This is a genomic window from Streptomyces sp. SYP-A7185 (assembly GCF_046103685.1).
Taxonomy (GTDB): domain Bacteria; phylum Actinomycetota; class Actinomycetes; order Streptomycetales; family Streptomycetaceae; genus Streptomyces.
Genome location: NZ_CP122310.1, coordinates 5218477 through 5238007 on the forward strand (window position 1 = coordinate 5218477; position 19531 = coordinate 5238007).

The 19531-nt window shown below is 65.7% G+C and carries 15 protein-coding genes and 1 pseudogene; 11 read left to right on the forward strand and 5 right to left on the reverse strand.

What is annotated here, in order from left to right:
- Window positions 1-152 precede the first annotated feature (152 nt).
- The 7 genes and pseudogenes from QBL25_RS22910 to QBL25_RS22940 all read left to right on the forward strand — a co-directional run bounded on the left by QBL25_RS22910 (window position 153) and on the right by QBL25_RS22940 (window position 8290).
- Window positions 153-578 (forward strand): hypothetical protein, encoded by a 426-nt coding sequence (locus QBL25_RS22910; RefSeq protein WP_409058885.1) that lies wholly within the window; start codon window positions 153-155, stop codon window positions 576-578.
- Window positions 579-589: 11 nt separating this feature from the next.
- On the forward strand, window positions 590-991 hold the full coding sequence (locus QBL25_RS22915; protein ID WP_409062741.1) for an ATP-binding protein: 402 nt from the start codon (window positions 590-592) through the stop codon (window positions 989-991).
- Complete coding sequence (locus tag QBL25_RS22920) at window positions 988-1566, forward strand: hypothetical protein (RefSeq protein WP_409058886.1); 579 nt, start codon at window positions 988-990, stop codon at window positions 1564-1566. Before QBL25_RS22915 ends, QBL25_RS22920 begins: the two co-directional genes overlap by 4 nt.
- A gap of 10 nt (window positions 1567-1576) precedes the next feature.
- A pseudogene (locus QBL25_RS22925) lies at window positions 1577-2686 on the forward strand (radical SAM protein); the annotation flags it as partial.
- 267 nt (window positions 2687-2953) lie between these two features.
- Window positions 2954-3823, forward strand: a complete 870-nt coding sequence (locus QBL25_RS22930) for a GNAT family N-acetyltransferase (protein WP_409058887.1) — start codon at window positions 2954-2956, stop codon at window positions 3821-3823.
- Window positions 3824-4134: 311 nt separating this feature from the next.
- The gene (locus QBL25_RS22935; RefSeq protein ID WP_409058888.1) at window positions 4135-7467 is read left to right on the forward strand and encodes a hypothetical protein; all 3333 of its coding nucleotides are present in this window, start codon (window positions 4135-4137) and stop codon (window positions 7465-7467) included.
- A 61-nt stretch (window positions 7468-7528) separates the two neighbouring features.
- On the forward strand, window positions 7529-8290 hold the full coding sequence (locus QBL25_RS22940; RefSeq protein WP_409058889.1) for a hypothetical protein: 762 nt from the start codon (window positions 7529-7531) through the stop codon (window positions 8288-8290).
- 161 nt (window positions 8291-8451) lie between these two features.
- On the opposite strand, the gene QBL25_RS22945 is transcribed toward QBL25_RS22940, so the two are convergent.
- From QBL25_RS22945 to QBL25_RS22960, 4 genes are all read right to left on the reverse strand, one after another.
- The gene (locus QBL25_RS22945; protein WP_409058890.1) at window positions 8452-9654 is read right to left on the reverse strand and encodes a DNA adenine methylase; all 1203 of its coding nucleotides are present in this window, start codon (window positions 9652-9654) and stop codon (window positions 8452-8454) included.
- A 45-nt stretch (window positions 9655-9699) separates the two neighbouring features.
- A complete protein-coding gene (locus tag QBL25_RS22950; RefSeq protein ID WP_409058891.1) occupies window positions 9700-11073 on the reverse strand; it encodes a hypothetical protein in 1374 nt (457 codons plus the stop codon).
- Window positions 11074-11115: 42 nt separating this feature from the next.
- On the reverse strand, window positions 11116-13113 hold the full coding sequence (locus QBL25_RS22955) for an ATP-binding protein (protein WP_409058892.1): 1998 nt from the start codon (window positions 13111-13113) through the stop codon (window positions 11116-11118).
- A gap of 562 nt (window positions 13114-13675) precedes the next feature.
- Window positions 13676-14269 carry a hypothetical protein gene (locus tag QBL25_RS22960; protein WP_409058893.1) on the reverse strand — a complete coding sequence of 198 codons (594 nt, stop codon included), beginning with the start codon at window positions 14267-14269 and terminating at the stop codon, window positions 13676-13678.
- A gap of 88 nt (window positions 14270-14357) precedes the next feature.
- On the opposite strand from QBL25_RS22960, the gene QBL25_RS22965 reads away from it, so the two are divergent.
- A complete protein-coding gene (locus QBL25_RS22965) occupies window positions 14358-14951 on the forward strand; it encodes a TetR/AcrR family transcriptional regulator (RefSeq protein WP_409058894.1) in 594 nt (197 codons plus the stop codon).
- An 87-nt stretch (window positions 14952-15038) separates the two neighbouring features.
- Here QBL25_RS22965 and QBL25_RS22970 read toward each other — a convergent pair whose 3' ends face one another.
- Window positions 15039-15521 carry an FxLYD domain-containing protein gene (locus QBL25_RS22970; RefSeq protein WP_409058895.1) on the reverse strand — a complete coding sequence of 161 codons (483 nt, stop codon included), beginning with the start codon at window positions 15519-15521 and terminating at the stop codon, window positions 15039-15041.
- Window positions 15522-15869: 348 nt separating this feature from the next.
- Here QBL25_RS22970 and QBL25_RS22975 point away from each other — a divergent pair, with 348 nt between their 5' ends.
- From QBL25_RS22975 to QBL25_RS22985, 3 genes are all read left to right on the forward strand, one after another.
- Window positions 15870-16268 (forward strand): hypothetical protein, encoded by a 399-nt coding sequence (locus QBL25_RS22975; RefSeq protein WP_409058896.1) that lies wholly within the window; start codon window positions 15870-15872, stop codon window positions 16266-16268.
- A gap of 85 nt (window positions 16269-16353) precedes the next feature.
- A complete protein-coding gene (locus QBL25_RS22980) occupies window positions 16354-17157 on the forward strand; it encodes a response regulator transcription factor (RefSeq protein WP_409058897.1) in 804 nt (267 codons plus the stop codon).
- Window positions 17147-19402 (forward strand): sensor histidine kinase, encoded by a 2256-nt coding sequence (locus QBL25_RS22985; RefSeq protein WP_409058898.1) that lies wholly within the window; start codon window positions 17147-17149, stop codon window positions 19400-19402. Before QBL25_RS22980 ends, QBL25_RS22985 begins: the two co-directional genes overlap by 11 nt.
- Window positions 19403-19531: the final 129 nt, after the last annotated feature.

A 19531-nucleotide genomic window follows, 5' to 3' on the forward strand; every position in this document is an offset into this window, starting at 1 on the left:
CGTCGCTCCCTTCCACCAGCCATCGAAGCAGACCTGACGAGACGGCGGGACGGAAGTGGTACGTAAGTAGAACAGGCGGTGATTTCAGGCGAGTTGGTCCGACGCCATGCTCGGAACGTCACCACGTGTCGAGCCTTTGGAGGGTCCCAACCATGGAACCTCTTACGGAACATCTCCTGGTCAGCGGCCCGGTCGTCTACGGCTTCCTGCGGCTGGCACACGTAACCCGAGCACGGCAGGAAGCGCTGGCCGCCTCGCTGGTCGAGTACTGCCGTAGCCACGAGCTGCAGTTGTCGGGCCTCTTCACCGACCGCGACTCTGCCGGACCGGCGTCAGCGGCGTTCAGCGGTCTCCTCGATGTGCTGGCGCTGCCGGACGTCTACGGCGTCGTCGCCCCCGCCATGTCGCACCTGGGCCCGAAGGCCATAGCAGCCGAACGCGGGCGACAGATCGAATCGGCCGGTGCTCGGCTGCTGTTGGTCCGGCGCCCGCGTCCCGCCCACTCGACCGCCTCTCGATGCGGTCTCGTCCACCGTCCGCACTCCGGCACCACTCGCGTCGTGGATGCCGAGTCATGAGGGCCATCGCGATGACCAAGACGATCCAGAGGTTCTTCGAGTCCCGGCCCGAATCGGTCGGCGAGGCGCGGACTTTCACCACCGAGGCCCTGACCAGCTGGGGTTTGCTGGACCGAGGCGAAGACGTCCGACTCTGCGTCTCCGAACTCGCCACCAACGCCATGCTCCACGGGACCGCCCCCGGCCACGGTTTTCTCGTCAGACTCGATGCCGACGAGGAGGCCGTACGCCTGGAAGTACACGACAGCCGCCGCCTACAACCCCGCCCCCGTCGGCCTTGCGACACGGACCCCGCTGGGCGCGGGCTGCTCCTGGTGACCGCGCTTGCCGACGGCTGGGGAGTGGAGGACCGCACCCCGTTCGGGAAGATCGTCTGGTCGTGCTTCAAAGCCCCGGGTGGGACGACATCATGAGCGTCACCCTCACCCCACCCGGCCCTGAACTGCGCCTACTGGTGTCGCTAGCCGCTTGGACCTGGCCGGGTGCCGGACCGGACGGCCGCGAGATCGCGCACATTCTGATCACGCGCACCCCGGCCCTGAATGACGGCGGCACCGCCGTGACGGCCGAGGACCGAATGCGGGGACTGTCCGCGTGCCTCGGCGGCCTGACCGGAGCACGTGAGGTCATCCCGGAACTGAAGCCTTGCCTGCAACTCGTCGGCGATCACGTGCTGCTGCACATCCCCGGGGCCTCTCGCCGACTGCGGCTACCCACCTGCCGTCCCTGGACCGAACTGGTCACCTGCACCGGCGAGGCGATCCTCCTGCTCGGTCTCGATCCGCTGCCACAGTCCGCCGGCGCCGCTCGCCTCGACGCCTACCTGGACGCCGCGCTCGCACCCGACCGACTGCTGTTCGGACGCGTCCAACTCCCGCCGTCCGCAACGCGAGCTGAAATCTGCTCGACCTGCGGCGGCAGCGGTACCGACCCGGCCTCGGGCCGCGCATGCCCGGACTGCTCCCTGCACTGCCGACTCGAACCATGAGGGGCACGCTATGCACCAGCTCATCGCCGCCCCGTTTCTCGACGGCCACCTTCTGCTGCGCCCCGGAGCGCGTTCCGGCGCCCGCATCCCAGCCACCCACTACGAGCAACTCCACGCCGCCGAAGGCGCGCAGCCCCTGCCCGAGTGGACGGTCGACCTAGCGGCCGAAGTCTGGGGCCTCGACGTCGCCGGCGCCCCGACGACGGACACGGTCCTGATTCGCGAGCCGTCCGCGTACGGATACTGCCGGGCCTCCTGGGAGATCAACCTCGGATGCAATTTCGGCTGCAAGCACTGCTACCTCGGCGAACGCCCCTTCTCCGGCCTCACCTGGGAGAACAAGGTCAAGCTCCTGAATTTCATGCGCGAGGCCGGCGTCATCTGGCTCCAGATCACGGGCGGCGAACCGACCATGGACCCGCACTTTCAGAACGCCTACCGGTACGCCTGGCTCGCCGGAATGATGCTCACGATCTCCACCAACGGCTCCCTACTGTTCCGCCCCGACCTGCTCCAACTCTTCCGGGAATGCCCGCCGTATCGCCTCGTCGTCAGCATGTACGGCGCGAGCGAGGAGTCCTTCGACGCGCTCACCCAGCGGCGCGGAGCCTGGAAGGCGTTCCGGCGCGGCATGGACGCCGCCCGCGCCGCCGGGCTGCCGCTGCGCATCAACATCGTGGTCACCGAGGACAACGCGAGCGAAGCCGACGAGATGGCCGCGCTCGCACGGGAGTGGGGTGTAGAGCATCACGCGTACACCAACATGACCCCGACGATCTACGGCGGCGGCGAACCGCTCCTCGCCCAGTCCGCGGACCACCTGCGCCAGCGCAAACCGTTCGCCGGATGCAACGCCGGCCACACCTTCTTCCACGCCGACCCACACGCCAAGGTCTCGATCTGCAAGGTCGGCCGCGACGACCAGATCGACCTCATGGCCGAAGGCATCGAAGGACTGCGACGGCTCGGCACGATCGCCGACCGCCTGATGCTTCGCACCGGAGGGTGCGAGGGCTGCGCGCTGTCCGGCACCTGCCGGGTCTGCCGCCCCCTGGCCAAGCACTACCAGGAGGCGAAGGCGCCGCTGCACAGCTACTGCCAGCACGGAGACACGGAGACACGGAGACAGAGAAGGTGGGCCCATGACGCCCGGACCCGTACCGGTACAGATCCTGACCGGACCGCCCCGCAGCGCCCGCCGCGCGGCGCCCCCGGTGGCCTCGGCCGCCGTGACGCTCGTCGCGGACTTGGACGACGTCGTCGAGAGCGCCGAGTGCTCCTGCGACGCTGGCGACGACAATCCCCACTAATTGCGGCCCGACCGATGTGCTCCGGCCCGTCCACCGACGGGCCGGAGCACCCTCACGTACAGCGCTAAGGTGCCCGCATGCTCTTCCGCTGGGACTGGCTCCGCCCCGCGCTCACCGCACCGGTCGTGCCCACCCTCGGCCCTGTCCACCCGCACGCCCTGACTGTGGACCTCTTCGAAGCCACCCTCGCTGCGGCCGCAACTGAGCGCCACTTCCTGCCGTACGACAAGGATCGCCGCTGGAGCGCCGAGAAGCAGGAGGCCGTTCTCCTCAATGACGTGGTGCACCACCCCGACCACACACTCATCCCCACTCTGTTGACCCGCGGCCGGGGAGCGGTGAAGGTCCTCGCCTACGGTCACCGGGGCGACATCCTGGACCAGGCCGCCGAACTCGCAGCCAAACTCAGTACCGTCCACGGAGGAGCCTCTGCCCGTATCGTCCGGCCAATGGGCCCGGAGACACCGCATCCTCGTGGCGTCCGGATCCAGCTCCAGGACTTCACGGCGCGGCACTGTCCCGCCGCTGTCGGCCCCGTCCGTCAACTCGACGACTGGCCCGCCCACATCCGCGGCACCTTCACCGCCTTCGCCCAGACCATGGCGGCTGACGGCTTCGTCTTCCTCGACGGTCAGATGAAGGCCAAAGGATGCGGGCCGGTCCTTGCCGCCGTGATGGAGGGGCATGTTGTCGGTGCCATCGGCCCCTTGGAGATCCGCCCCGATCCCACGGGAGTCGCCCAGCTGCTGCCCCAGTACTTCGCCGTGTGCCCTGAGGCTCGTGGGCACGGTCTCGGTCGGCACTTGTGGCGTGCCGCCATGCAATGGGGTCAGACGCACGGCGCGGCCTACCAACTCCTGCAGACCGAAGTTGGCGGTGCCTCGGACCATCTGTGCCGCACCGAAGGTCTCACCACGCTGGGCTTCGTCCACACAAGCACGGTGTGAATCTTGGGTGCCTCACCCGCCGCTCTACGAGAACGAGCGGAAGCGAAGATGGCCGGCTCCTGGACGGCAGCCCGTGCGCTGTTCTTCGATGACGCCGATCAGATTCTGCTCGTCGAGCCCTCATACGAGGACTCCGCCATATCCGGAAACGCCGGTTCCGAGGGCGATCGCCTACATCACTGACTTCCGCACTGCTGCGGCCAGCGCGCTTGCCTGCACATCGTGTAGACCGCAGACGAGTCCGAGCGCCAACCAGGGTGGCAGCCGCCGAACTCCATCGCGGCCCGGTGTGTGCCGCTAACCTCCTTCTCATGGAGTCTGCGATCGCAACAATTGTGCAGCGACTTGTAGAGGGGCCTGCCTTCCTTCTCCTAGGCCAGACCCTCAACGATTCTGGCGTCCTGATTCCACAGCCCATGCTGCTTGGCCCAGACGGCACTGCGGCTTACGCCGCATATGACCAGTCGACAGGCGCGCAGCCAGTGCTCGATTGGGTGCCGGACACTGCGGACTATCCGTGGAATGGCGTGTTTACCTCCCGTATCGACTCTGGATTGCTCGATGTCTTCCGGCGGGACTGGCGCCGTGTGGTGCCGACCGCACAGGCACAGGTCGGGAGGCATCCTCGGTCGGCGACGGAGTTGCATCTGCGGTATCTATTCGGCGGTTTGGGGCTGCCTGAGGACGAGCGGCCGCCGGTTGGTCCCGTGGCCACTGCCGAGGCTCGCGCCCGTTCAGCTGAGGTGCTGACCGCCCTAGCCGACATGATCATTACGCCGCGGGGCATTCTGGTGATCGACGGGTACACGATTAGCGACTGGCTCCGGCCAGAGGACCTGTTCACCTTCCTGACCCGGCTCCAGGCGGGTCAGGCCCACCTTTTCTCTGCCACTGACGACCTGCTCGCTGATCCGTACATCCATGCCGCGCAGGAGCGCGGCGTACTAGTGGCGCATCGTGAGCCATTCGCCGAATTGTTGGCTGAGCTTGAGGAGACGGGACGGCTGCAGAGGTCAGCGGCCGGGCACGGGGCCCAGAGTGGGCGATTCATTCCGGTTGGTGACACCTTCGCCGAGATCGACGTCGACACCCGGAATCGAGTGATCGGCGCGGCTCGGCCGGTCGACACCGACCTGCTCGAGCCGTTTGCATCCGCCTCGTCCGCGATCCGGTACGAGCGATTCCGGCACTTCCTCGGCACGGGCGAAGGACAGCCGCAATGGAAAGCTGTGGCCAGCGGCTACAACTTGCAGCGAGACTTTGAAGCCGGACTACTGCAACGGGTGCAGTCAGCGCTGGAGGAACTGGGCCTGCCTGAGCCGATCATCATTGCTGGGCAGACGGCGACAGGTAAGACCATTGCCCTGACCGCCCTAGCGCTCGAGGTAGCGCGATCTGGTCGTGCGGCGGTGCTCCACCGTTCGGTGCGCGGCGAACGGCCGACACTGGCCGACATTGAGTCCTTCGCCTCCTGGGCCGATCGGAGCCACAATCTGCCGACTCTGTTGGTGTGGGACGGCATGGTCGACAGCGACGAATACTACCTACTCCAGCGCCAACTGGGGTCGCGTGGGCAGAGGGTGGTCATCGTCGGCAGTAGCTATCTACCGCCTATGTCCGCGCACAAGCGGAAAAGCATCATCACAGTCGAGCCGGTGCTCAGCGCGGCCGAGGGCGGCCGACTAGTGCCTTGGCTGTCCTCGTTCGGTGTATCGGTCCCGAGTAACCAGATCGACAAGCTCGACTCCTCGTTCCTCGCGCTTCTCTACCTGCTGCTGCCGGAGACGGAGTGGAGTTTGCGGCATGGTCTGGTTACCGAGGCACGGGCGGCCGAGGTCGGGCTTGAGCGGCTCTCACGTATCACGGCAAGGAACAGCGAGGCGCGGCTCACGGCTGTCGCGAGAGCGCTGCAGGATGCGGGCGTGGACATCAGCGTGCTGCGGCCCGCCGAGCGGCCGAATGCGGAGCTGATACACCTCTCGTTTGAGGAGCGCAGCGCGGCCGAACAGATCACCTCGATGATCCTGGTTGCCGGCCGCCGTGGGTTGCGCATCCCGCTTGAACTCTTGCTGCGTGTCCTGGGCCGGGAGGGTGCGGACCGGCTGGTCGACCTCGTGAAGAACTTCGACATCTTCCGCTGGACCGAGGATGACAGCGGTGGCCAGTTCCTCGGCACTCGTACGCCCCTGGAAGCCGAGTTGCTTGCCCGGGAGGACCTGAACCTACCCACCGAAGTCGAAGTCACGGCCCAACTGATCACCAACCTGCGTCCGGAATTGAACCGGTGGGGCGGCGGCGAGGTCCAGTTCATTGCGGACCTGCTGGATCGGATTGGGCCGCAGTCCTACGACCGCCGCTTCACCCCGCACTATCTCGAGTTGGCCGAGGCCTTCCGCGAATTGCGACTGGCCCGGGGCTACACGCACCCCCGACTGGCATTGCTGGAGGCGAACCTTACCCGCGAGTATGTCAAGTGGGCGCAGCGGAGCGAGGCTCTGTCACGCGATGAGCGCCTCCAGCTGGTGCGGGACGTGCAGCGGATGCTGGAAGCCACGCTGGAGGACTCCGATCCCTCACCGCACTCCCGGCTGAACCTGCTCGTGGAATTGGCCAGTGCCGAAGGGGCGCAGATCTACGAACTGTCGGCGTCGCCGGACGAGGCGACGTCCCCCCAGATCCTTGCGCTCATGCGAGACGTGACCCGGGTGGCACTGCAGGCCCGCGCCGTGGATCCAGAGAATGTGTACCCGGTCGACGTCATCGCCTGGGCCACCCGAGACGCTGTGCAGTCCGGCACGCTGGCACCGGACGATCGGCTTGACCTGCTGGCCAGCGCCCAGTCCTCGCTCGATTCCCTTGACCCTGGTGCGCTCAGTCCGAAACAGACGGCCAAGTATGACGACCGGCATGTGGAGCTAGCCAGACTTCTCGATGATCCAGTCATGGAGGCTAAACACCTGCTGGCGCTTACCGAGAACAGTGATCCGGCCGCGTACTACTTCCTCGCATTGCGCGCGGCTAAGGCTGGTGCGGACGGGCCGCAGGTAGCCGTCGAGACCCTGCGGCGCGCACCGAGTGAGGTCCGTTCCGACTGGCGCTGCTCGCGGCTGCTTCTGGACCTGTTCTGGGAGTCGAAGGCTGGTCGACGGTTCCTGCACGGCGAACGCGAGGTAGTGGCATTCAGCGACGAGACCTGGACTGAGTGCCTGGCCATCGTGGACGCGATCCCAGAAACCGTTGGCTACGACCGGTATCGGCGCGACTTCTTGCGTGGGTTGGCCCTGTTCCACCTCAAGCAATATCAGGCATCGAAGGAGGCGTTCGTCAGACTCGACCGCGAGTCGCGAGACGTGTCGTCGCGCATCATCTCCAAATATCTCGCCTCGCAGCCGGACGGCACCGCTCAGACCTTCACCGGCCGAGTCCTGTCCGCAAGTCCGGATGGACGCCGCGGAACTGCTTGGGTCTATGAGCTGCACACTGAGGTGCCCTTCATTCCTCTGCGCTTTTCGATCTCCGACTACCGGAAGAAGAACGAGAACCTGCCCTCGTTCCACATCGCCTTCAACATGCGCGGCGCGCTCGCCGACCCGATCACCGGTCGGCCCGGCCGCGTACCGAGGCGGTCCGTTGATGCGCGCTGAATGTGAAGAGTTCCGTGCCCGTTGCACTACCCTGGCTCGACACCGTCAGATCTCGATCGGTATGACTCTGGATCTTTCGTTCCTCGCGTCCTGGCCGGACAGCGTGCAGGATGAAGCCGGCTTCAAGGAACTGGTTTCGACGGCGTACAAGCTGTGGTGGGAGACCTGGAAGCTCGATGTCCGGTTTCTGATTGGCTACAGGGCACAGAGTGGAGCTCGTGACTTCGACCAGCTGATCAACCAACTGCGCACCTCGCACCAGCACACCGGCGTTGATAAGCAGGATGAGCAGGCCGAGCGCTGGGCTAAGGCGGTCTGTGGCGGTCGTGATCCGGCGACATCGGCTGACTGGATGGCATGCGGCATTGCGCTCATGAAGGCGTTCAACTCTGCGATAGACGTGCTCTGCCAGACGATCACGCAGAATCGGAACAATAAATTCCGTACTACATGGCAGACCAAGGTGGCTGTGAGCGAAGAGGCGGTCGTCGTGCGGGTGGCGGCCGATCTCGGCGTGAGGCTGAATGATGGGCTACGGGTTGTCCACGTCAGCCAAGTGAAGCGGAGATGGGCGGGCTACACGCTACGTAAAGGCGAAGTCGCCAACGATGTTCTGGCCGCGTTTGCCGAGGAGAGCCTCATCTCTCGGACCGGAAGGCTGCCCTGTAGCTACTTCGATGTGCTGAGCGAACTGAAGCTACTTGGCAAGCCCAAGGCAGTTCCTGCTCTCCGCCTGGCGCATGCCGTGGCGGAACTTACCCGGATGGTCGGCGAGCCCTACATGAAGCGACTCAACGAAGTGTGGGCGTTGCTGCGTGATTGATCTGACCGGACACCTGCCCTGGTCACCGCCCGTGCGGCCGGTGACTCCAGCGCCAGCTGGCTAAGGGGTACAGGTGCCGATAGAGCGGGGTCAGGTCGGGTGTGCCCTACCATCGTTGCCCCCAGAGGGGCTTCAGGGGCAGCTCAGATCTCGAGTGTGCTCTAGGGCAAGCGAAGCTGTTCGTCCAGTGGCACGGTCGCTGGAGGAAGCGTGGTGATTAGCAATTCCTCGGCTGATCTCTTTCCGGAACGTCCAGCTGCCGAGTAGCGCGTGGCGACCAATCTCTTGGTAATCCGCCACTGCCGCACGCCGAGAGTCTCGCGTTCGACTTCTGAGGGAGTCATTCTGGATTGCGCGTATAGCCACTTACTCTGCATGAGCATGGGGTGATTATCGTAGCTTAGCAGCCAGCGGAACTGTGCCCTCGTTCGCAGGTAGCTTGCGAGACTAAGGTGAAGTGGATCAGCGGACGTCTCGATGCTCGAACCACCGCCGTAGCCGCCACGGGGATCGAACGAAGTTCGGTACAAAAGGGAAGATTTTTCGATATACGGGGGATCTAGATAGGCAACCACGCGAGACGGTAGGAGTTGCGGATAATGCTCGGGAACATCATCCAGGGTCTGCCGCCAGTCTTTGCACCATACGTCTACTAGACGCCCGATATCGTAGAGGTGGCCAACATACCTGAGTCGCTCGGCGAGTGCATCGGGATTCCAGCGACATCCAATTGGGTAGTTGCTGGTCTGAGCGCGACCCCCAATAGGTCCAGCCTTGCCATGCAAGATCCCGGAAAATGTGGTCCGATTAAGGAACAGGCATTGCGTGGCCATGCTGAGGCGGCGATCCTGCGATGTCATCGCCGGACGCGGAGACCATGCGCGCCAGTAATCCCATCGGCTTACGGCCGGGGCGCCACCATTGCGAACATATCTCTTCCATTCCTCGTGCATTCGGTCGATGAGCTGTTCGGTGTCGGCGGCGGCCGCTTGCCAAAATGCCGTAACAAGAGGGTCGGCGTCTGCGAGTAGGATGCGGTCTACGATTCCCTCGCCGATGGATCGCAATGAGGCTGACGCGCCGCCGGCGAAAGGCTCGACTAGAAGGTTTACCTCGGGAACCTCCCGAGACTTTTTCGCTGATGTAATCACTCGCGAAATCACGGGAGCTAGTGAGGACTTGGCGCCTGGATAGCGCAAGGGGGACTGATAACGCCCCTGGGAGAGTGCGTGGGAGATGGGCTCCAACTGCTGGGGCAGCGGGCGCGTCTGGGTATGAATCGCCTCGTCGGCGCCGAAGAGGGTGGCAATCCGGGCAGGGCCGCTTGCGGCGGTAATAGTCGCCGACGAGGTCACAGAGGTCACCTGCCTATCTTGCCGGACGCGTGAGTGATCCGGAACATGATCGACCTACCGCTTGAAGTACGTGGGTGGTTGGACCGCCTGGAGGTGGGGCTTCAGGCCAGGGATGTTCTGCTGGGCCATCATCGTCAAGACTGAGCGTCCCACGCCGAGAGGCAGTGCCGCGGCCGAGTGCGCCAGAGCGATGGGCACGACGGCATGCCGATACATGCGAGTCCTAAGGGAGTCGAGAACCTCACATATCAGGCGGAGCGTCGGATATGCCTCCCACCCTTCCATCTCGGGGCGTTTGCCGTCGTACGGCGATAGGCCCGATCTAGGGAGAACCGTAATGACTAGAGGGTCGCCGGTTCGAGTGCGGTAGATGAAGCGGCGTCCATAGAATTCGTCCACGCCGTACTCGTTACCTTCGGGGCGTCCGGAGATTCTATTAATGTACGCGTTGGTAAGCCGCATGACGTGACCCGGCGGAATTAGATCCTTGATCAATTCCGCATGTTCAACAAAGGCGCCCGACTTCTCGATTCCGACGATAAGAGGAGGGATGAGTCCCTGATCTGTGCACCAGCCGCTCAAGTTGCCGAGGTGTTCCTCGAACCTTCGCTTGAGCGGGGCAAGCGGGCCGAACAAAGCCAGCGGCCCATCAGTGATGAAGAGGGTGTGCCGGAGAACCTCTGGAGCGGTATCGGCGAAGAAATTCAAGTAGCACACCGACATTAGTCGCTCGGCCACGTTCATGACGCGCCCGAGCGGAGTGAAGTTTGAACCCTCTACGTTGTATTCTTCGTGGGTTCGTAGCACATCCGAGAGGTAAAGGTGTGCGTTGCAGGCGGGGCATGAGCCGCCTTGTTTTCCAGCCGAAAGCGCGAGGCTGCTACCCGCCTTTTGTCCGCACCCAGGGCAGACGCGCAGGCCGATCCCGGACGCCGGCTTGCCGCGCGTGCCGTGCAGTGCGAGAAGTCCATCTGCGAGGGTCATCTCGGTGTTGGAGTCGAAACGGGAACTGTGAAGAAAGTCGTTGAGTTCCACGCGCCAGGTGTCCACGCCGCTCATACCTGGGCGAGTCAATTGAGATCCAGGTAGAGCGACGTCGAAGGCATATTCAGAATGAGACTTACGAACCTCGCGTGGGTCGATGTGCTTCACTCGTGAAAGGCTGCGAAAGACATCCAGCCGAACCACGGAACCCGCAACCCGGAGATAACCGACCTTTACGGTTGGATGGTCACGGGTGGTGTCTATTTCGGTGTCCGAGCCGTCGACGGTGATGGAGAAATCAACTTCATCGAGCTTACCGATGAGGGGCAAGTCTTCGAGGGGTGAACACAGTTCAGCAATGCCATCCTTGCCATTGGGGCGAGCGCTGGTGATGGTCCAGCGCTGGAGGGCAGCTTTGACGGCTTCGTTCCTCGCCGTCTCCACGTGGCCAAGCCTGGAAGCCTTCTCGCCATCGTAGGGCACGAGTTACTCGCTTTCGATCGTGACGTCGATGTCTGCCAAGCCAGCTGCATTGCGGGCAGCGTTCACCATGGCGTGGTCGAACTTGGAGATCTGCACCGGAACGATGTACTTTCCCGAGTAGGTCTTCATACGAACGAATCCGACGTCTTCTGCTCGAATGATGCTCGGAGCCCATACCTTGAAGTCGTAGTAGTGAGACAGCTCTCGCGTTTCGTGGTCAGAGTTGAGATGGGCGATCAGCCAGTTTGACGTGTTCGAGAGCATTCGCTTGTCAACGGATGTGACTTCCTGTGTAGCGTAAATGAGCCCCATCCGATACTTCGCTGCTTCCTTTGACAGGCGCACCCATGGGTCATCGGCCACCTCTCGCCCGCTGCGCTCAAATAGGTTGTGCGCCTCTTCGACGATGATCTGCATATCCACTGGATCGCGGTCTTCGCGGAACCGCTCTCCCGCCCGGTTCAGCAAATGGGTGACGATACGCTCGGACATGACCTTGGCGACTTGGTCGTTTCCACTGGAGAGGTCGACAATCGCAAGTCGACCTTCCTGCATGTCGTGCCACAAATGCTCTGCAACATCGCCCGCCGATTGAGGGGCGTGAAATGGGCGAATGGTGCGAATGGCGGAAGTTACGCCAGTGTACTTATAGACGCCCCAAATGGCGCTGAAGTGGCAATCCTGGGTGTCATGCCATTTGGGGAATTCGCTTTCCCTCTCGCCCGCCCATTCGGCGAGTTGTAGCGCTCCCGAAGGGCTGTTGACGCGATAGGAGCCCGGTCGCACCTGCGAAACAGCCGCAGGGTGTGCGGTAATGAATTCCTGAATTGGGGCTGGGGCGACGATAACGAGATCCTGCGGCAACCTTGCTGCCTCGAAGCCGCACTTGGACAGGAGCCCGAAGAAGGCGACCATTGCCCACCCCCAGCGGGCATGCTTGCTGCGATCGTTTTGGTCGGGTTCGGAGAGGACCGCTGACCGGAAGCTCTTGCCGTAATTGGTATTGACGGGAATGGTTGCTTCACTGACCAGACTCCAGGCGGCTTCCAGGACCTCGCGGTCATAGAAGTTGATACGCAGTGGCTTCTCCCGGTTGTCTGAGGTGTTGGGATCTACCTTGTAGATCCGCACCGTGCTCTCATTATCTCCGAGAAGGCGAAGGCCCGTGCGGTCTTGCTTATTGACGTTCGCGTACTCACCCTGAGGGTCGAAGATCAATTGACCGATCGATCGCTTATGCTCCGAACCGTACCGGTGGACCGCTGTTACTAGTGTCTTGATCGTGTTAGATTTTCCGGTCCTGGTCATACCGAACACAGCAGTCTTTCGCCCGACGAAGTCGGAGACATTGATGTGAGCCTGTGCCTTGTCGGTGCCGGCGATCAGAGCCTTGCGTCGCGTAGCGGCGAATCGAACCTTTCCGATTGCAAGGGCATCCTTTTTGTCGGTGGGCTCAGGGTAGGACGCAAGCCATGACAAGACTTGAATCGATGGAAGGAACACTTGGTAGCGCGCAGAGACGACTACGTTGTCGATGTCTGCCCCGAACTCGATCGCGGCTTCGCGTCCCTCAGTCTCGGTGTAGAAGGTGCCCAAAACTTCGCAGTCGAAGGCTGACTGCTGAAGTTCGTTTCGTGTCAGCACATCGGTGACATCGTCGAATCCGACCCCCGATGCGCCTGCGTCGCGAACGACTGCCAGCCGAGTTTGAATAAGTTCCGACTCGTTGGGCAGTGGCGCGGTGCCGCGGACTCGAAGCAGGATGACCTCTTGATCTTCGAGTATGAAACCGGACTCTGTGTTGTCTCCCGCGACGGCAAGAAGGAAGCCGCCCCTCGGAACTCCCCCGGCCTTCTCCTTCTTGAAGTCATCGGTCAGCACCACAGCTGAGTCGTAGTCCAGACGGTAGATACCGCCGACCGGTACGCAGCCCCTGTTGATTAGCGCAGTCAGTGGCTTCTTGAGTTCGACCGACTGGGACAGCCCCTGAGTGATGCTCAACGCGTCTCGCCCCTCTACCAGCCATGCCGGTGGAGGCGCGGCTGCAGTGTGGATGTGGTCCAGAGTCGTTCTGGACGGTACACGCGACCACTGACAAAAGTAGTCCTTACGGCGGATGTTGACGGTAGGTCAGCAGGGTCGGCCACGGGTGCTTGGCTGTGCCGCGTCGCGCCGTCGACTGGAGGGACTCGATCAGATCCGATGGGTTGCTGACCGGTGCGGCGGCATCGGAATGCCGCGGTCCGGGTTGTCTGCGGCACGACCGGGAACCTGCAGCTTTGCGGTCGCCGGACGCTCTTCGTGCGTGAGCGCTGCGTGAGCGGACTGGGTGGTACGGGGGCGGACCAGCTGTCATGACGATCACGGATGCAAGTCCCTGATCAGCGGAAACGGGATTCGGCGGCATCGCCCAGCATCACCCAGGATGATCTTGCAGGCCCTCGTAATGCGTAGGTCTCGGGTTCGAATCCCGAAGGCGGCTCTGTGGAAGCCCCAGGACTCACTCGCCGTGACCTGGGGCTTTTGCTTTGTCCGTGTGGGTTCAGTGCTCCCGGCCTGGTCTTCAGCGGGCGTATGAGCCCAGGCCGACCAGGCAGTAGACGTACTCGTTGATCGTCGAGCCGTTGAGGGTGTAGCGGTACGAGAAGGCGTACTGGGTCTTGGGGTTGTTGTTGCAGCGGCTCATCTCCGACGTCATCGGGATCGTCTCGATCACCTTGTAGTGGGCGTCCGACGCCGAGCACGACACCTCTTCCACGTCGTCGACCTCCTGCGCGGTCGTGGAGTCCGGCAGCGTGCCGTTGAGGCAGGTCCCCGACGTGAAGGGGGTGGGGGCCTCGCTCGTGGGTGTCGCGGCGGGGGCGTCGGTGAGGGTGTCGGTGGGGGCGTCGGTGGGGGGTGCGGCCGTGGCGGGGGTCTCTGTGGAAGGGGCGCCCGTGTACGGGGTGCTGGTGGAGGGGTCGTACGAGCCCTGGGTCGTCGTGGAGCCCGGGGCTGCCGTGTCGTCGCTGTCGTCCCCTTCCCCTCCCTGGTTCAGGAGCAGGATGACGATCAGTACGGCGCCGATGGCGCCCAGCGTCACCAGGCAGCCGCGGGCGGTGGAGCCGCCGGACGCGGGGCGGGGTGTCGGGGGGAGGGGTGAGGTGGGTTCAGGCACGGGGTCAGTATCGGGTGGCGGTGTGGCTTTGTGGAGTGCTTTTCTAGAAATCAGTTCTAGAAGATGGGTGCTCTAGGCTGGGTGCACCATGAGCCCCAAGCAGCAACGCGGCGAAGAGACCGCCGATCGACTCCTGGACGCCGCGCTCCAGGTGTATGCCGAGTCCGGAGACCAGGGCGTCACCGTCGGCGCGCTCACCAAGACCAGCGGTGTCAGTCTCGGCAGCCTCTACCACCACTTCGGCAGCGTCGACGGCCTCATGAGTGTTCTGCTCCAGCGCTGGCTCGGGCGTCTCCTCACCGAGCTCGCCGCTTCGGTGGAGCGGTCCCGTACGGCTCGGACCGGTATCCGTGCTCTGACGCGGGCCTATCTGAAGTTCATCGAGGACCACCCGGACGCCGCCCGGCTCCTGCACTCCTCGTACGCCGACCGGCTGGGCATGGCTCAGGCCCGGCAGCTCCGTGACGCGCAGGAGGCCAGGCTCTCGCCGCTGACCCTGTGGATGCAGCAGCACGTCGACTCCGGGGAAGTCGCGCCGCTTCCGATGCCGTTGATCGAGGGGCTGGTCCTTGGGCCCGTCGTCGCTACCGCGCGCCGCTGGCTCGCCGGCTTCGACGACGTCGATCTCGATCAGGCCGCGCGTGTGCTGCCGGAGCGGATTTGGCGGTCCATCGCTGCGTGAGGTGGGGGGCGGGGCGCGTGCGCGTGGCGGGTGCGGGGTGCGTGCGGGGCGCGTGGCGGGTGCGGGTGCGGGTGTCGGGGGGCGTTATCAGTGGCGTAGTGCCTTGCCGATCTCTGCCTTCGGGGTGCCGGAGAGGGAGCGGTTGCTGCGGGCCGTGCCGGACTTCTGCTGGTCGGGCTCTACGTCGGTGATGTTGAGGACGGCCGTGTCCATGAGGTTGCCGTCGCTGTCCCGGAAGTTGACGGAGATGGTGTAGTCCGCCTTCTTGTCCTTGCTGTTGGTGACCGTGATCTTCGCCGTCGTCCGGTCGTCCTCGTTCTTGGTGGGGCCGTCGACCTTCACGTCGCCCTTCGCGTCCACCCCGTCCTTCACCTCGGCCATCTTGGACGCGGCGGCTTCCGTGGCGGACGAGACCGCCTCGCCTGCCTTGGCCGTGGCGGAGGCGGCCCTGTCCTTGGCCTTGTCCACGTCGCTGTCGGAGCAGGCGGTGGTGGTGAGGGTGAGGAGGGCGGCGGTGGTGGCGAGGGCCGCGGCTGTGGTCAGGCGGGTGCGGGTGTGGGTGCGGTTCATGCCGACCACCTTCGGGGTGGTGGGGCTCGGGCGCTAGGTGGGGCGGCCGTATGGGGGGTGGGGTGGTTCTTCCTGCCGTTCGGTGGTGGAGCGGTTCATCCCTCTGTTCGGCGCGTGGGGGCTGCGTGCGGCCTCGGTGCGGTTCTTGGGGCGGGGCCGCGCCGGTATGTCCGTCCTCGCTATCGTCCGGTGGCCGCCTGGGTGCTTCGGCTCCGGAGTGACGGGAGCTGTGCTCCGGGCAGACATACCGGCACGTCCCCTCGCGAGCGCTGCCGACTGCGGCTGGTCGCTGGTTGCCGCGGGGAAACCCCCTCCCGCGCCCCCGCGAGCAAATGCGAGGATGCCGCGATGGATGCTGATGTTGAGGCCGCTTATGTTCGGTTCGAGTCCCCCCTGCGTCATCGGAGAGGGCATTTCACCGGGGTGTTCGGCCTGGTCAACGGGTTGGCGCGGGAAGGGAAGTTGACCGCCGAGCAGGAGCGGTTCCGGCGTACCAACAACGACTGGTACGACAACGCCTATCCCGACCCCTCGACCATTGACCCCGCCATTTACGACCACGACGTGAACCCCTGTGCCGTCGCCTGGTTCAAGGTCACCGCCACTCATCTCATCGAGCGTGTCCCCGGCTATCTGGCGATCCTCGACGCGCACGGCATCGAGTGCCGGGTGGTGCGGTCCTCGGATCCGGGGCGGGTCGTCTACGAGGACGACTTCCAGATCGTGGTCGTGCCCCACGAGGCGTAGGGCATCTGCCGGGAGTTATGAGGATTCTGTCAGGCCGCTGTCCGGACCCGGTCAGGGGCCGCGCGGCCCGCTTATGCTCATCGCCATGTGCGCTTTTGTCCTGGTCGCGGAGGATGACGAGAAACAGGCCGAGCTGGTCCGCCGCTATCTGGAGCGTGAGGGCCACACGGTCGCCGTCGTCCACGACGGGCGCGCCGCGATCGACGAGGTGCGGCGCAGGGCGCCTGACCTGCTCGTACTGGACGTGATGATGCCGCGGGTCGACGGGCTCGGCGTCACGCGCGTCCTGCGGGGCGGAGACGGGGGAGGGTCCGGGGCCGGAGCCGGAGCCGGGTCCGGGTCCGGAGCTGGGGCCGGGATTCCGATTCTCATGCTGACCGCCCGTTCCACCGAGGACGATCTCCTGCTCGGCCTCGACCTCGGCGCCGACGACTATCTGACCAAGCCTTACAGCCCCCGCGAACTGATGGCCCGCGTCCGTACGCTGCTGCGGCGCTCCCAGGGCACGCACCACCCCGTGGTCGAGGGCGGCGAAACCGCGCCGCGCGTGCTGCGGGTGGGCGGGCTCTCCGTGGATCCCGTACGGCACGAGGTGACCGTCGACGGGCGCCTCGTGGACTGCACGCCGGGGGAGTTCGAGCTGCTCGCGGCGCTGGCGGCGGAGCCGGAGCGGGTGTTCACCCGGCCTCAGCTCCTGGACCGTATCCACGGGTCGTCCGGGTACATATCGGTGCGCACCGTCGACGTACACATACTGAATCTGCGCAAGAAGATCGAGGTCGATCCGCGCAGGCCGCGCCATCTGGTGACGGTCTTCGGCGTCGGCTACAAGCTCACGGGTGCGGCCGTCGGCGCGGCTCTCGGGGCGGCGGCTCGCCGTGGCGCGTGACATACCGTTCCGCAAGAGTCTGCTGCCGCGACTGCTCGCCGTCTCCGTGCTCGTCTCCGTGGTCTCGATCGCGGCCACCGCCTGGCTCGCCGCGCAGACCACCTCCGGCGCGATCCGGCAGGAGCAGGGGCAGGTCCTCGCCGACGACGCGCGTGTCTACGACGAGCTGCTCGGCCTCGCGGCGACCGCGCCCGGGTGGCGGGGCGCCGAGAAGACCGTACGGGAGCTGGCCCGGCAGACCGGGCGGCGTATCGCCCTGACCACCCAGGATCGTGTCGTCATCGCGGACTCGCGGAACAAGGACGGCAAGGGAGGCGGGAGCGGCGCGCGGGAGGCCGGCGCCGAGTTGCCGTCCAAGGCTTCTGCCGTCGTGGATCCGCTCGCCGTCGACGGGGCGTTGACCGCGGGTGCGGGAAGCGGGAGCGAGTCCGGGGGTGGGGTCGGGGGCGGGAGCGGGAGCGGGGGTGAGGACGGCGTCGACCGTATCGATCCGCGCGCGGTCGGGCCCTTCCGGCTCTCGGGGCGGGAGCGGGAGACGTTGGCGAAGGTGGCCGACGACATCGTGGGCTGCATGCACGACTTCGGGGTGGTCGCCCGGTCCGTCCAGGGGCCCGGAGGCCGTCCGCGCATCGAGGCGGCCAACGACCCGAACCGGTTCCTGGACTTCACCTGCAACGACACGAGGCTCGTCGTCCCCACCCGTACGGAGAGCAAGGCCCTCAAGCAGCTCAACGAGCTGACCAACGCGTGCCTGCGGCGCGGGTCGGAGCAGCCCGTCAAGGTCGAGCTCGACCTCACGTGGCGGCGGTCGGGTGGCGGGACGAGCCCCGCCGCGGGGGTGGTGGGGCCGCCCGTCCCCACCTTCACCTCGACCCCCGAGCCCCAACCCACCCCCACCCCGACCCTGACCTCGACTTCGCCTTCGACCTCCACCCCGACCCCTACCCCGACCCCTGAGTCTGGTTTCGGGCCCGCTCCCGCTGCCACTCCCGTCGAGCCGGACGGCCCTGAGCCGCGGGGTGCCGCCGACCGGCGCGGCCCCAGCGAATCGCCCGTCCCCGCCGATCCGATGGACGGCGCCCGCGTGGCCGACACCAAGGCCGCCGCCTGTCTGGGCAGTGCCCGGCGCGAGCAGCTCGGGCCGTACGTCTCCGCGCCCGCGCTCCTCTTCGTCACCGCGTCCGACGGTTCGCGCACGGCGGCGGCCCGCGCGGGCGAGAGCTCCGGGTTCAGCCTCTCCGGGGCCAACACCACCCGGCTCGCGGGGCTCTCCGCGGGCATCCTCGCGGTGACCGTCGCCGTCACCGCCTTCGCCGCGACCCGCCTGACCCGGCCACTGCGCGCGCTGACCGCCGCGACCCAGCGGATGAAGACGGGGGAGGCGGCCGAACCCGTGACGGCGCGTTCGGCCGGCTCGGCGGGGGAGATCCGCCAGCTCGCCGAGGCGTTCAACGACATGGCCGCCCACCGCAAGGCCCTGGAGAATCAGCGCCAGGCCATGGTGAGTGACGTCGCGCACGAGCTGCGTACGCCGCTCTCGAACATCCGCGGCTGGCTGGAGGCGGCCGAGGACGGCGTCGTCGCCACCGATCCGGAACTGGTCTCCTCGCTCCTCGAAGAGGCGGTCCTTCTCCAGCACATCGTCAACGACCTGCAAGATCTCGCCGCCGCCGACGCCGGTACGCTCCGGCTGCACCGCGAGCCCGTGCACGCGTCCGACGTGGTGGACCAGGTCGCGGCGGCGCACCAGGCGGGTGCCGAGGCGGCGGGCGTACGGCTGAGCGCGACGACGGTCGGCGACCCCTGTTTCACTGCCGATCCGCTCCGGCTCCGCCAGGCCATCGGCAACCTCGTCTCCAACGCGATCCGGCACACCCCGGAGGGCGGCAGCGTCACGATCAGCTGCCGGGCCACGTCCGACGCGGTGGTGGTGGAGGTCGCCGACACCGGTACCGGCATCGCTCCCGAGGACCTGCCGCGCGTCTTCGACCGCTTCTGGCGCGCGGACAAGTCGCGTACGCGGTCGACGGGCGGCAGCGGGCTCGGCCTCGCCATCGTGCGTCAGCTGGTGGAGGGGCACGGGGGGACGGTGACGGTGGGGAGCGCGCCGGGGGAGGGGGCGGTGTTCACGGTACGGGTGCCGGCGGACGCGGATGTGGGTGGCGGTGTGGGTGCGGGTGTGGACGCGGATTCGGGGGTGGGTGCCGGGGCGGGCGGGGGTGTTGAGGGGGCGGCGGGCCATTAGGGGCGCTACCGGGGGATATTGCGCCAGGGGGGCGTCGCCGGGTTCGCTCGCGTGAACGAGTCGTGGGCAAAACGTGGTCGATCCATGGGCGAATGGTGCTTGATCGGTGAGTACCTGGCGCCGGAATCC